The sequence below is a fragment of the Bacillus sp. BF2-3 genome, from assembly GCF_008368795.1.
GTDB lineage: Bacteria > Bacillota > Bacilli > Bacillales > Bacillaceae_G > Bacillus_A > Bacillus_A cereus.
On the sequence record NZ_QOSA01000006.1, the window covers coordinates 212268 to 225168 of the forward strand.

The following is a 12901-nucleotide window of genomic DNA, read 5'->3' on the forward strand; positions in this document are numbered from 1 at the left end:
TATGTAAGCGTTTTATTTGTGTTTCTATCTCTTCTTCTATATTGTTTTAAATTCCTTCTTATATTAATTTCCAAAATTTTTATGCATAAAACAAAAACGTACTCGCTTGACGAAACTCTGGGTAAAAGATATAATAGCGTTTGTGTAAAATAAAAAGGCAGCCTTGTAATGTGAGTTTATCGTTTGTATTTTGTTCCTCTACGGAGGTGTATCTCGTAACTCCCTGCTGCTGGAGCGAAGGTACATGAAAACAAAATGCCCGTAAATATCGATTACGTCTGTTTTTATTTTACGTAAATAAAAACATTTTTAAAGGAGGAGTCAACTATGGCTCGTTATACAGGTCCAGCTTGGAAACTGTCTCGTCGTCTTGGAATCTCTCTAAGCGGCACAGGAAAAGAATTAGAAAAACGCCCTTACGCACCAGGTCCTCACGGTCCTAACCAACGTAAGAAACTTTCAGAATACGGTTTACAATTACAAGAGAAACAAAAACTTCGTCACATGTACGGCATGACTGAGCGTCAATTCCGTCGCACATTTGACCAAGCAGGTAAAATGCCTGGTAAGCACGGCGAAAACTTCATGATCCTTCTTGAAGCTCGTCTTGACAACTTAGTTTACCGTATGGGCTTAGCTCGCACTCGTCGTGCAGCTCGCCAATTAGTAAACCACGGTCACATCATGGTTGATGGCGCTCGCGTAGATATCCCATCTTACCGTGTAAAACCTGGTCAAACTATCAGCGTTCGCGAAAAATCTAACAGCCTTGTTGTTGTTAAAGAAGCGATCGAAGTTAACAACTTCGTACCAGAATACTTAACTTTCGATGCTGACAAATTAGAAGCTACTTACACTCGTCACGCTGAGCGTGCTGAGTTACCAGCTGAAATCAACGAAGCATTAATCGTAGAGTTCTACTCTCGTTAATGACAAAAAGCCAATCCTGTGGATTGGCTTTTTTCGTTTATATATAAAATAAAATTATTTATTTTCCTCTTTCTGAACATATACATAAGCATCTTTCTGCTCTTTATGTACATCCACCTTCGAATTCTCTGCAAGCTGACCCGCATTTAGCAAAGAAAAAATAATGAGCGCTTCTAGTGACATTTTGTTTTACCACTCCTTTCTAGTTGTTATACATTTATCATACCGCTTACATGTGATTTCCGTATGAACTCGAAAAGGAGATTACAACAAAATGGTTACAAGCATATGAATGCACGCTATAATAACCATAAAATGGGAGGTGGATTCTTTTTGACAATAAATCAAATGGTTCAACTCGGAAGTTCATTTATGCTATTTATTACTTCCGCACTTATTAATTGGTATCAGGGAAGTAATTTAATAGATGATCCTGATGAATGGAAATATAGCGCTAAATTTACGAATTACTTTAAAGGTACCGTTTCAAATTACGAAGATATTTATCAAATCGACTTCTTTATATATGCAGCAAAATTTTATCCAACAGCATTTATCTTTATGCTAGTGAGTTTACTTTATATGCTCATATTAATTCTTTATATTCTATTCAAAAGAAAAGATGTGGCGTTTTAAATCCATACATAAAAACCCCGAATCATAAACTTTTCAGCCTACAATTCGGGGTACTATTTGTTTATATTCGTTTCGGATTAGTAACGAATTAAGAAATATTTCTTTTTACCGCGGCGAATGATTGTGAATTTACCTTCGATGCGGTCGTTTTCTGTTACAACGTAGTCTAATGCTTGTGTACGCTCACCGTTCACATAGATTGCGCCGTTCGTTACATCTTCACGTGCTTGACGTTTTGATGGAGAGATTTTGCTTTCTACAAGTAAGTCGATTAATACTGTATCTTCTGCAGTACGTTCTACAGATGGTACGTCTTTGAATCCTTGCTCGATTTCGCTTGCAGTTAGTTCTGCTACAGAACCGCTGAATAATGCAGCTGAAATTTTAATCGCTTGCTCTAATGCTTCTTCACCATGAACAAGTTTTGTCATTTCAGAACCTAACGCTTTTTGTGCTGCACGTTTTTCTGGTGCTTCAGCTACTTGTTTCTCAAGCTCAAGAATTTCTTCATGAGATAAGAATGTAAAGTATTTTAAGTATTTAACAACATCACGGTCATCTGTGTTAATCCAGAATTGGTAGAACTCGTAAGGAGTTGTTTTCTCTGGGTCTAACCAAATTGCGCCGCCTTCTGTTTTACCAAACTTCGTACCGTCAGATTTAGTAACAAGTGGAATTGTTAAACCGAATGCTTTCGCATCTTCTTCTGATTTACGGATTAATTCAAGACCAGCTGTAATGTTACCCCATTGGTCACTACCACCGATTTGTAGGCGGCACTTATGGTGTTGGTATAAGTTTAGGAAGTCGTATGATTGTAAAATCATATAACTAAACTCAGTAAATGAAATACCAGTTTCTAAACGAGATGCTACTGTATCTTTTGCTAACATATAGTTTAAACCGAAGTTTTTACCGATATCGCGTAAGAATGAAATGACATCTAAGTTACCAAGCCAGTCATAGTTGTTAGCCATTGTTGCTGGGTTGTCCACGTTTTCGAACTCTAAGAAGTTTGAAAGTTGGTTTTTAATGCTTTCTGTGTAGTAAGCAACTGTATCTTTCGTATTTAATGTACGCTCTGCTTTTTTACCACTTGGGTCACCGATCATACCAGTACCACCGCCAACAAGTGCGATTGGTTGGTGACCAGCTAATTGGAAACGACGTAACATTAATACTGGTAACATATGACCGATGTGTAAGCTATCCGCTGTCGGGTCGAAACCACAGTATAATTTAACGCTTTCTTTTTCTAATAATTGCTCAAGGCCCTCAGCGTCTGTTTGCTGATTAATTAGACCGCGAAATTCAAGATCTTGTAAAATACCCATATCCTACATACTCTCCTTTAAGTTCATTACTGGCGTGAAGGTTGAAAACATAAAAAAATCGCCCCTTCAAATAAGGGACGATTTTGATTATCGCGTTACCACCCTAGTTGCAAGCAAAAAAAAGCCTACCACCTTATTTACATAACGGCTTAGCACCGTCTTTTCCCTTTTGAATACAATTCAATCGAAAAAAGATGCTCTAGGGGCGTAATTCGCGATCATCTATGTGCTGATTTTCACCGACCATCAGCTCTCTAAAACAGGGAAATGATCACTACTTCTCCCTTTCCACGCTCAATTATTCATATACTTTTCTTTATACCATCATTTATATAGGCATGTCAAATAGAGGTCAGGTTTCCCTTCTTGTCAATCCTTTACAACGTCGCAAGAAGTAATTTATTAGACATATAAAAGCCTCCCTCATCTATTCTTTTATAACTGTATACAGACGAGGAAGGCACTTCGTTCAAATATTATTTTAGTTTTTTTATAATCTTTGCAGGATTCCCGCCAACTACTACATTATTAGGCACATCTTTCGTTACGACAGCACCAGATGCGATTACCGCATTGTCTCCAATTGTTACACCTGGATTAATAATTGCTCTTCCGCCAATCCATACGTTATCGCCAATTGTAACTGGTTTTCCGTATTCTGATCCGCTTATACGCTCTACCGGATCAAGTGGGTGCGTTGCTGTATAAATGTGAACACCTGGAGCTAACATACAGTTCACTCCGATTGTTACCGGGCATACGTCTAAAATCGTACAGTCAAAGTTCGCGTAAAAATTTTCACCGACATGAATGTTATAGCCGTAATCACATCTAAAAGAAGATTCAAGATGAATATTATCTCCTGTCGTTCCGAATAATTCTTTTACGATTTCGCTACGCTCTTTTAATTGCTCTTCTGGCGTATCATTTAATTTTCTCGTTAATATACGTGCTTGCTCTCTTTCTTGTACTAAAACTGGATCAGCCGGTATGTACATTTCTCCTAGTATCATCTTTTCCTTTTCTGTTTTCATCATACTATCCCCTTTAACTTATATATACAAGTTCATGATATCATAAAAAAGAAAGGCCTGAACATTTTTCGTTCAGACCTTTCCCTCTTAATCTTCCATCGTTGATAAGTCACCTGTTGGTAAATTCAGCTCCCACGCTTTTAATACGCGGCGCATAATTTTACCACTTCTCGTTTTCGGTAATTTATCTCTAAATTCAATTTGTCGTGGCGCTGCATGAGCTGCTAGGCCTTTCTTTACAAATTGACGAATTTCTTCTTTTAATTCATCAGATGGTTCGTATCCTGCTCGAAGTGCGATAAATGCTTTAATAATTTCGCCGCGCACCGGATCAGGAATACCAATTACACCAGCTTCTGCAACAGCAGCATGCTCGATTAATTTACTTTCTACTTCAAACGGACCAACGCGCTCACCTGACGTCATAATTACATCGTCGATACGTCCTTGGAACCAGAAGTATCCATCTTCATCCATATAGGCAGAGTCACCTGATACGTACCAATCTCCCGGCATGAAATAAGATTCATATTTTTGCTGGTTATTCCAGATCCCGCGCATCATAGATGGCCAACCTTTCGCAATTGCTAAGTTACCCATTGTGTAAGGAGGCACTTCATTTCCTTCATTATCAACAATCGCTGCTTTCACACCTGGAATTGGTTTACCCATTGAACCTGGACGGATTTCCATACAAGGGTAGTTACAAATTACTTGTCCACCTGTTTCTGTCATCCACCACGTATCATGAATACGAAGTCCAAATGCATTCATACCCCAGCGAATTACTTCTGGATTTAACGGCTCACCAACGCTTAATACGTGACGAACTTGTGATAAGTCATATTTTTTAATTGCGTCTTGTCCAGCTCCCATTAACATACGGAATGCTGTTGGTGCGCTGTACCAAACCGTCACACCGTAATCTTGCAGTGCTTCATACCAAGCTTCTGGACTAAAGCGTCCACCTAAAATAACATTTGACGCTCCAACTAACCACGGTGCGAAAATACCGTAAGCTGTTCCAGTTACCCAGCCCGGGTCAGCAGTACACCAATATACATCGTCTTCTTTTAAATCTAATACCCACTTCGCCGTTTGATAGTGCTGAACCATTGCGTTTTGCGCATGAAGCACACCTTTTGGCTTACCAGTAGAACCAGACGTGTAATGTAGAATCAAACCGTCTTCACGGCCTAACCATTCAATATGTAATTCTTTTGAAGCTTGTTCAAATAACGGATTGAACGCTACCGTTTTACCGCCTTCTTCTACATTATCTCCAACAAGGAAAACTGTTTTTAAAGCCGGTAAATCATTTAATGGTACTCGCTCTAATAATTCAGGCGTTGTAATTAACACCTTTGCTTCGCTATCTTCTAAGCGATCGCGAACTGCGCCTTCCATAAATGCTTCAAATAGCGGTCCAACAATTGCTCCTAATTTCACTGCACCTAAAAGTGCGAAATATAACTCTGGAGAACGTGGCATAAAAATAAAAACGCGATCGCCTTTTTCTACATCGCCATAATTCTTAAGGACGTTTCCTGCTTTATTAGAAAAATCCTTCATTTCCTTAAATGTATATTTCTCTTTTCGCGATCCATCTTGATAATAAAGAGCTACTTTATTCTTTCGATCGGATTTCGCATGCTTATCAATTGCCTCATACGCCATATTTACTCGGCCTGTTTCATTCCAAGTAAAGTTTTTATTAACCTCTTCCCAGTTAAAATTCGCGTATGCCTCATCATAATTCGGCAAATTATTTTCTCCTTTAATGACAGGAAGCGTTTCTACTTTCATACTTTACATCCCCCTCCTATGTATTCTATTATCTATTATAATGACATTATTTAAAATTTTCAGTATATTTGTTGATTTTTAGACAAATTTTTAATGACAAATTTCGATTCACATCGCATATATTATAAAGTACGATATTAATAGATTCACAAACCCTCAAGGTGGTGAGCAATACATTGATTCATAAAAAAATATATAATGCTAGAAACTTAAAAACAGCGAAAGGCACTTTAATTATTGAAGGTCCTGTCTCTACACATAACTTAGAAATGTATGAGTTTCATCCAGACTTAATTGCGTTTCGTCCTGCCGAGCAACAATATAAAGCAATTGTCGAAATTTCTAAATTACCAGAAGCTCGTCTCATTATTGCTAGACATGACCAAACAATTGTTGGATATGTTACATACTTGTATCCTGATCCACTTGAACGATGGTCAGAAGGAAAAATGGAAAACTTAATTGAGCTTGGGGCAATTGAAGTAGTCCCAGCCTTCCGCGGGAGTTCTGTCGGAAAGAACTTACTAGAGGTTTCTATGATGGACGATTATATGGAAGATTACATTATATTGACGACTGAATATTATTGGCACTGGGATTTGAAACAAACAGGATTGAATGTGTGGGAATACCGAAAAGTAATGGAGAAGATGATGAATGCTGGCGGGTTACAATGGATGGCTACAGACGATCCTGAAATTTGTTCACATCCTGCCAACTGTTTAATGGTCCGCATCGGTAAACGCGTTGATACGGATTCTATTCAAGCTTTTGATCGTCTACGTTTTCACAATCGTTTTATGTATTAATAAAGGGGGCAACTGGAATGATTGTAGAAGAAATTATGAATCAAAATGTAGTTACATTACATCCAAACGATACAATCGAAACAGCAATCCGAACGATACGCACGAAAGGCATTCGGCACATTCCAATTGTCGATCAAAATAATCACGTCGTAGGCATTATTTCTGATCGGGATGTAAGAGATGCAAGTCCGTCTATTCTAGATGAACAAGTTTCACTCGATATGCTACAGCAACCGCTCGAACTTATTATGAAACATCCTGTTATGACTTGCCATCCTCTCGATTTTGTTGAGGAAATTGCTACTTTATTTTTTGAAAATAAAATTGGCTGTCTTCCTGTTACAAAGGCCGGGAAGTTAGTTGGAATCATTTCTGAATCTACAGTATTACACACGTTAGTAAAATTAACAGGAGCACATCAACCAAGTTCGCAAATTGAAATTCAAGTAAAAAACGAACCTGGTATTCTTGGAAAAGTCGTTGCTATTTTTAGTGATTTACAAATAAATATCGTGAGCGTTCTCGTCTATCCAGCAAAAGATGAGAATGATAAAGTACTCGTTTTCCGCATTCAAACGATGAATCCTCTAAAAGTGATTGATGCACTTGAAGCAGAAGGCTACCGCGTATTATGGCCAAACATCATGGGGATGCAGGCATGAGTAGCGCGTTTATTTATTCGGATGACTTCCGGGGCTATTCATTTAGCCCTGATCATCCTTTTAACCAACTGCGCGTCACACTTACGTATGATTTATTACAAAAGGGCGGTTTCATCTCTCCCTCTCAAATCATCTCACCACGGACGGCTACAGATGAAGAAATCGCCTACGTTCATACAGAGGAGTACATAAATGCGGTAAAACGTGCTGGAGAAGGAAAGTTAGAAAAATCAATTGCAATGTCCTATGGACTCGGAACAGAAGATACACCGATGTTCCCAAATATGCACGAAGCAAGCGCATTGCTCGTTGGTGGTACATTAACAGCTGTCGATGCTGTTCTTTCTGGGAAAGTAAAGCACGCACTTAATTTGGGCGGCGGCTTACATCACGGCTTTCGCGGCAAAGCATCTGGCTTTTGTATTTATAACGACAGTTCTATCGCAATGAAATATATTCAAAAGAAATACGGTTTACGCGTCTTATATATTGATACAGATGCTCATCACGGTGATGGCGTACAGTGGTCGTTTTATGATGACCCTAACGTATGCACAATTTCATTACATGAAACTGGTCGCTATTTATTTCCTGGAACTGGCGCTGTAAATGAACGCGGACAAGGTAATGGCTATAGTTATTCTTTTAACGTTCCACTCGATGCTTTTACAGAAGATGAATCGTTCTTAAAATCATATCGAACTGTTGTAAAAGAAGTTGCAGCGTACTTTAAACCGGATATTATTTTAACGCAAAATGGTGCTGACGCACATTATTATGACCCACTTACACATCTTTGTGCGACAATGAATATTTACCGTGAAATACCGAAGCTCGCTCGTGAAATTGCAAATGAATATTGCGACGGTCGCTGGATCGCTGTCGGTGGCGGTGGCTATGATCACTGGCGCGTCGTTCCAAGAGCTTGGGCACTCATTTGGCTCGAAATGAACAACATCCAAAACATCTCAGGTTATCTCCCTCCAGAATGGATTGAAGCTTGGAAAGGACAAGCAGAAACAGAACTTCCCCTCACATGGGAAGATCCAGACAACATGTATAAACCTATCCCCCGTAAACCAGAAATTGAAGAAAAAAACGCATTAACTGTAGCGAAATCCCTTGAAATTATTCGGAATAATATGACAAAATCTTTGTACTAAACGAAAAGGAGGCTCGTTTTTGAATAGCCTCCTTTTATTTATTGTCGGTTTCTGTCGGTAAGTCGATATATTTTAATAATCGCTGATATATTTCGAAATGCGCCGATATATTTTCATTTCATAACAGCCTGGCCCAACTTTTATGAGAAAAGGTAGTGATATTATGTGGAAACGACAAATGATCCACACGAAACGTGGTACATTTGAACTCTTTACAAAAGGAGATGGCGAATCGCTTTGTATTACACATCACTATTCACAATTTAATGAAACTGGTGATTACTTTGCGGATGTTTTTACTGCTACGCATCGTGTATTTCTCATTAATTTACGAGACGCTGGTAACTCGTTAAAAGCCAATTCAGAAAAAGAATTAAGCATGATTGAAACAATCCACGACTTGGAAGCCATACGAGAAGCATTACAACTTCCAACATGGCATTTCGCTGGCCATTCAACAGGTGGTATGCTTGGACTTTTATATGCAATTACATATCCACATTCCTTACAATCATTAGTCGTAGCAGGAGCTGCAGCAAGTAACTATACCGAAACACCATTCTGCATTTATCACCCAGCACATCCACAGTTTCATTATATGCAAAAACTCATCGAAAACTTAAAAAGCCCTCACCTTACAAATGAAGAACGGAAAGAACTATCTACTAAGAGAACAAAATTATCATTGTATAAACCAGAAAACTACAACTCTTATTTTTGTAAACCAATCAATAAAACAATGTCCATTAGCCGGATGAATGCTTTCGCCAATGAATATCCTTCATTTGATTTAAGAGAGAATTTACCTTCCATCCAAACAAAGACACTTATTATATGCGGAAGATATGATGTACAGTGCCCAATTCAATATTCTATCGAGATACATGATGGGATACGTAATTCTATCTTCATTCCATTCGAAAACAGCAACCATTATCCTTTTTTAGAAGAAGCTGCTCAGTTTACTTCTACTACTCAAACATTTTATAAATCGTTATTACCATTATTATCAATAAAAACTAAACACTGACAAAAAGCTCATAGCCTCTATACGACTATGAGCTTTTTTCAAATGAAATATTTCACACTAAAAACAACTAAAAAAACAAAAGAAATAACAACTAAACCCACATCAAGTAATACCGACTTTTTATCTCTATCTTTTAAACTTACCTTAGAGCTAGAAATGCTTTTAATTACCCAAAAGATCGCAAAAAAGAACCAACCGAAATGATCATTCGTAGAATCTTCATCATAAAACATTTGTATTGCACCAATAATCAATAAGATAAGTACGATATTAGTTCCAATCTTTAAAGTCTTATTTGATTTATTATCTTTTAATATATCCCCCAACATATAGCTCGCTCCCTATGCTCTCCTCTGTTTTGTTTCTCTTTACATTTTAACACAAATTACCTATTTCTTCCTTTTCATTCGAATAACATACAAAAAACCTGCCAATTACTCGGCAGGTATATTACACGTTAAAACGATAACCAGCTCCCCATACCGTTTCAATATATTGCGGGTGAGCTGGATCTCTTTCAATTTTTTCACGTAGCTTTCTAATATGAACGACAACAGTTGCTAAATCACCAGCAGAGTCTAATCCCCAAATGCGTTCAAATAGCTGTTCTTTATTTAATACTTGATTTGGGTTTGTGACAAAGAATGTTAATAAATCAAATTCCTTCGTTGTAAATGCCACTTCTTCATTGTTTATAAAAACTTTCCTCGCTCGTTGATCGATAGAAATTCCGTGAATATATAACGTATCGCGTTGCTTACTTACATTTCCTAATAATCTTTCATAACGAGAAATATGTGCTTTTACTCTTGCGACTAATTCACTCGGGCTAAACGGCTTCGTTATATAATCATCCGCTCCTAATCCGAGTCCGCGAATTTTATCTATATCTTCTTTTTTTGCTGAAACAAGTAGAATCGGAATATCTTTTACAGCACGTATTTGTTTACAAATTTCGAATCCGTTCATTTTCGGAAGCATAATATCTAAAATAATTAAATCATAGTCTTCTTGCAGGGCTATTTGTAAACCTGTTTCTCCTGAATGCTCTACATCAACTTGGAAATCATTAATTTCTAAATAATCTCGCTGTAATTCTGCAATACTTACTTCATCTTCTATTAATAAAATTCTTTTCAATTTACTCACCACATTCCTCTACTTTTTCCAATGAGAAGAAAATGCTTGTGCCTTTACCAAGCTCGCTTTCCGCCCAAATTTCCCCGCCATGTTCTTCAACAATTTGCTTCGCTATTGCTAAACCAAGTCCACTTCCACCTGTGCTAGAATTCCGCGATTGTTCTGCACGATAAAAACGTTCAAAGATATAAGGTAGCGTATCAGATTCTATACCTGATCCATTGTCCATCACTTTCACAATAACTTTATTATTATTACTCGATACTGTTACAGTAATTTTCTTCTCTTCTTTATCCATGTATTTCACACTATTATGAATTAAATTTGATATAACTCTATTTATCTTTTCGCAATCAGCCGTTACATATAGTGGTGATGTATGTAATTGCAAGTTAACTTCTATACCTTCTTTACTTAAATCCATTTGCATCTCTTCGATTAACTCTTGCATAAACGTATTCAATTCAACCGTTTCAAACTGAAAGGGAACTCGATTCAAATCGAGCTTTGAGAATAAAAATAATTCATCAATAAGTGTATCCATATGTCTTGCTTTCGTATGGATAGTTGTTAAATACTTATCCATTTTTTCTGGCGTATTTGCTACTCCGTCCTTTATTCCTTCTACATATCCGATAATTGATGTAATCGGTGTTTTTAAATCATGAGAGATGTTTGAAATAAGCTCTTTTCGATTTTCTTCATACTGCGTTTGCATCTCTATCGATTCTTTTAATCTCTTCCTCATTTCCTCAAATCCTTGATTTAATTGCCCTATTTCATCGTGTGATGTAACTGGTATTTGAAAATCTAAATTTCCTTCTTTAATTTTCTCCGTTGCGCCTTTCAATACAAAAATTGGTTTTATTACACTTCTTGAAACGAGGTAACTTAATAATCCAATGAGTAAAATGGCTAGTAGTAAGAGCGCTACGAATAAGATTGGAAATAATTTTTGTGTAAGATCTACAAATGAACTTTGCTTTTTTAATACAAATATACTTCCCTCTTCTTCCTGAGGAAAATAAAAATCAAACTTTACATATCGATAAAATGTATCGCCTAGTTCCGTTGTACCACGACTATTAATATTTGCTGATTCAAATTTCGGAAGGGCTTCTTTTAAAGATACACTTTCAAATACGTTTGAAGCATATGAAAGTGTTTCTCCTTTTCTTACTACTATTTTCACACCCTCTTTTTCTATTGCTGAGACAAACGACTCATCTAACAATTGAGATTGATGCTGTTTAGCTGCTGACTTCAACTCAAGATAGGCATTCTCTTCTTCTGGTGTAAGCGGCTTTTGAATGTAAGAACTTTTATAGAAATTTTTCACTGCTTCCAAGTCACCTGTTATCGAAAAAACGATTAAAAATCCCGCGACTAATATAAGCGTAATGGAAACGAGGATAACAGCAATATAAGAAAATAAAAACCTTGTTTTAATAGACATATCTTAAATCCTCACTTTATCAAACCTTATTATTTATAAGCATAAAAATATATGTTCAATTACTCAAGCGATTTTATAGTAATTTTAGCGTCAGTTTATAAAAATTTAATGTTCCTATTTTACAGTTGAAATTAGGAGGTTGAAATTCCATGTTCAAAAAAACATTCAGTATGATATGTTGCGTAATTTTTTTACAAGGATGCTCGCAAGAACAAGAAGTAAAAAAGGAGATGGCAAACATGGAGACTGCACTACTAGCAGCTACTGAAAAAAATGAAACGAATACTGTTATATCTTTACTAAAACAAGGCGCAAATATAAATGCGACGGATAGTCAAGGACGCACTCCGCTTATGATTGCTACATACAAAAATGATGTAAAAACCGCAAAGGCGCTTATCAAAGCCGGTGCTGACGTAAATATTCAAGATGACATGAAAAATAATCCCTTTCTATACGCCGGTGCGGAAGGTTACTTAGACATTTTAAAACTAACAATTGATGCTGGTGCAGATCCTACGATTACAAATCGTTACGGCGGAACAGCTCTTATCCCAGCTTCAGAACATGGCTATATTGACGTCATAAAAGAACTCCTCACTCGAACAAATATTGATGTAAATCATGTAAATAACCTGGGATGGACAGCTTTAATGGAAGCCATCGTACTAAGTAACGGAAACGAAACACAGCAACAAGTCATTCGCCTTCTTATTGAGCACGGCGGAGATGTAAACATTCCAGACAATGATGGTGTTACCCCGCTAGAGCATGCTCGCGCTCATCACTTTGAGGAGATAGAGAAGATTTTGTTAGAAGGCCGTAAGTAAAAAGCTAATTTTTGCCTTCCTCCCCCACCCTATGCTACATTTAAGCCGTTACATTAATATTAATAGGGTGG

General features: G+C 37.2%; 14 protein-coding genes and 1 other annotated feature. Of the genes, 7 read left to right on the forward strand and 7 right to left on the reverse strand.

The genetic code is table 11. The features are described 5' to 3' along the window. Nucleotides 1–327: 327 nt before the first annotated feature. Entirely contained in the window at nucleotides 328–930 is a 603-nt protein-coding gene (gene rpsD, locus DN401_RS06715; protein WP_000135315.1) for a 30S ribosomal protein S4, read from the forward strand. Nucleotides 931–984: 54 nt separating this feature from the next. Here the strand turns inward: rpsD and DN401_RS06720 are convergent, their stop codons facing one another. Further along, nucleotides 985–1113 carry a hypothetical protein gene (locus DN401_RS06720; RefSeq protein WP_000050944.1) on the reverse strand — a complete coding sequence of 43 codons (129 nt, stop codon included), beginning with the start codon at nucleotides 1111–1113 and terminating at the stop codon, nucleotides 985–987. A gap of 105 nt (nucleotides 1114–1218) precedes the next feature. Here DN401_RS06720 and DN401_RS06725 point away from each other — a divergent pair, with 105 nt between their 5' ends. Next, complete coding sequence (locus tag DN401_RS06725; RefSeq protein ID WP_000994181.1) at nucleotides 1219–1566, forward strand: YjdJ family protein; 348 nt, start codon at nucleotides 1219–1221, stop codon at nucleotides 1564–1566. Nucleotides 1567–1643: 77 nt separating this feature from the next. Here the strand turns inward: DN401_RS06725 and tyrS are convergent, their stop codons facing one another. The 3 genes from tyrS to acsA all read right to left on the reverse strand — a co-directional run bounded on the left by tyrS (nucleotide 1644) and on the right by acsA (nucleotide 5740). Continuing rightward, nucleotides 1644–2900 carry a tyrosine--tRNA ligase gene (gene tyrS / locus DN401_RS06730; protein ID WP_000512076.1) on the reverse strand — a complete coding sequence of 419 codons (1257 nt, stop codon included), beginning with the start codon at nucleotides 2898–2900 and terminating at the stop codon, nucleotides 1644–1646. Nucleotides 2901–2970: 70 nt separating this feature from the next. Next, nucleotides 2971–3200, reverse strand: a binding site (T-box leader). A gap of 176 nt (nucleotides 3201–3376) precedes the next feature. After that, nucleotides 3377–3937: a maltose acetyltransferase domain-containing protein gene (locus tag DN401_RS06735; protein ID WP_002026426.1), complete on the reverse strand. Its 561-nt coding sequence runs from the start codon at nucleotides 3935–3937 to the stop codon at nucleotides 3377–3379. A gap of 84 nt (nucleotides 3938–4021) precedes the next feature. Next, nucleotides 4022–5740, reverse strand: coding sequence for an acetate--CoA ligase (gene acsA / locus DN401_RS06740; RefSeq protein WP_000862049.1), 1719 nt, complete (start codon nucleotides 5738–5740; stop codon nucleotides 4022–4024). Between the two features lie 176 nt (nucleotides 5741–5916). Here acsA and acuA point away from each other — a divergent pair, with 176 nt between their 5' ends. The 4 genes from acuA to DN401_RS06760 all read left to right on the forward strand — a co-directional run bounded on the left by acuA (nucleotide 5917) and on the right by DN401_RS06760 (nucleotide 9404). Continuing rightward, nucleotides 5917–6549: an acetoin utilization protein acetyltransferase AcuA gene (acuA, locus tag DN401_RS06745; protein ID WP_000581388.1), complete on the forward strand. Its 633-nt coding sequence runs from the start codon at nucleotides 5917–5919 to the stop codon at nucleotides 6547–6549. Nucleotides 6550–6566: 17 nt separating this feature from the next. Then, nucleotides 6567–7211 (forward strand): acetoin utilization AcuB family protein, encoded by a 645-nt coding sequence (locus DN401_RS06750; RefSeq protein WP_000634583.1) that lies wholly within the window; start codon nucleotides 6567–6569, stop codon nucleotides 7209–7211. Continuing rightward, a complete protein-coding gene (gene acuC / locus DN401_RS06755; RefSeq protein ID WP_000092830.1) occupies nucleotides 7208–8374 on the forward strand; it encodes an acetoin utilization protein AcuC in 1167 nt (388 codons plus the stop codon). Before DN401_RS06750 ends, acuC begins: the two co-directional genes overlap by 4 nt. 142 nt (nucleotides 8375–8516) lie before the next feature. Next, a complete protein-coding gene (locus DN401_RS06760; RefSeq protein ID WP_002041890.1) occupies nucleotides 8517–9404 on the forward strand; it encodes an alpha/beta fold hydrolase in 888 nt (295 codons plus the stop codon). Between the two features lie 38 nt (nucleotides 9405–9442). Here the strand turns inward: DN401_RS06760 and DN401_RS06765 are convergent, their stop codons facing one another. The 3 genes from DN401_RS06765 to DN401_RS06775 form a co-directional block, all read right to left on the reverse strand. Then, the gene (locus DN401_RS06765; RefSeq protein WP_000900162.1) at nucleotides 9443–9733 is read right to left on the reverse strand and encodes a hypothetical protein; all 291 of its coding nucleotides are present in this window, start codon (nucleotides 9731–9733) and stop codon (nucleotides 9443–9445) included. A 121-nt stretch (nucleotides 9734–9854) separates the two neighbouring features. Continuing rightward, nucleotides 9855–10544 carry a response regulator transcription factor gene (locus DN401_RS06770; protein ID WP_002195828.1) on the reverse strand — a complete coding sequence of 230 codons (690 nt, stop codon included), beginning with the start codon at nucleotides 10542–10544 and terminating at the stop codon, nucleotides 9855–9857. A 1-nt stretch (nucleotide 10545) separates the two neighbouring features. Next, the gene (locus tag DN401_RS06775) at nucleotides 10546–12000 is read right to left on the reverse strand and encodes a sensor histidine kinase (protein ID WP_000023865.1); all 1455 of its coding nucleotides are present in this window, start codon (nucleotides 11998–12000) and stop codon (nucleotides 10546–10548) included. A 149-nt stretch (nucleotides 12001–12149) separates the two neighbouring features. Between DN401_RS06775 and DN401_RS06780 the strand changes: the two genes are divergently transcribed. Beyond that, the gene (locus tag DN401_RS06780; RefSeq protein WP_000474106.1) at nucleotides 12150–12830 is read left to right on the forward strand and encodes an ankyrin repeat domain-containing protein; all 681 of its coding nucleotides are present in this window, start codon (nucleotides 12150–12152) and stop codon (nucleotides 12828–12830) included. Nucleotides 12831–12901: the final 71 nt, after the last annotated feature.

What these genes read in the sequence shown, in the direction of transcription:
- rpsD (WP_000135315.1), top strand. Translation starts at nt 328, where the DNA reads ATGGCTCGTTATACAGGTCCAGCTTGGAAACTGTCTCGTCGTCTTGGA.
- DN401_RS06720 (WP_000050944.1), bottom strand. Translation starts at nt 1,113, where the DNA reads ATGTCACTAGAAGCGCTCATTATTTTTTCTTTGCTAAATGCGGGTCAG.
- DN401_RS06725 (WP_000994181.1), top strand. Translation starts at nt 1,219, where the DNA reads ATGAATGCACGCTATAATAACCATAAAATGGGAGGTGGATTCTTTTTG.
- tyrS (WP_000512076.1), bottom strand. Translation starts at nt 2,900, where the DNA reads ATGGGTATTTTACAAGATCTTGAATTTCGCGGTCTAATTAATCAGCAA.
- DN401_RS06735 (WP_002026426.1), bottom strand. Translation starts at nt 3,937, where the DNA reads ATGATGAAAACAGAAAAGGAAAAGATGATACTAGGAGAAATGTACATA.
- acsA (WP_000862049.1), bottom strand. Translation starts at nt 5,740, where the DNA reads ATGAAAGTAGAAACGCTTCCTGTCATTAAAGGAGAAAATAATTTGCCG.
- DN401_RS06750 (WP_000634583.1), top strand. Translation starts at nt 6,567, where the DNA reads ATGATTGTAGAAGAAATTATGAATCAAAATGTAGTTACATTACATCCA.
- acuC (WP_000092830.1), top strand. Translation starts at nt 7,208, where the DNA reads ATGAGTAGCGCGTTTATTTATTCGGATGACTTCCGGGGCTATTCATTT.
- DN401_RS06760 (WP_002041890.1), top strand. Translation starts at nt 8,517, where the DNA reads ATGAGAAAAGGTAGTGATATTATGTGGAAACGACAAATGATCCACACG.
- DN401_RS06765 (WP_000900162.1), bottom strand. Translation starts at nt 9,733, where the DNA reads ATGTTGGGGGATATATTAAAAGATAATAAATCAAATAAGACTTTAAAG.
- DN401_RS06775 (WP_000023865.1), bottom strand. Translation starts at nt 12,000, where the DNA reads ATGTCTATTAAAACAAGGTTTTTATTTTCTTATATTGCTGTTATCCTC.
- DN401_RS06780 (WP_000474106.1), top strand. Translation starts at nt 12,150, where the DNA reads ATGTTCAAAAAAACATTCAGTATGATATGTTGCGTAATTTTTTTACAA.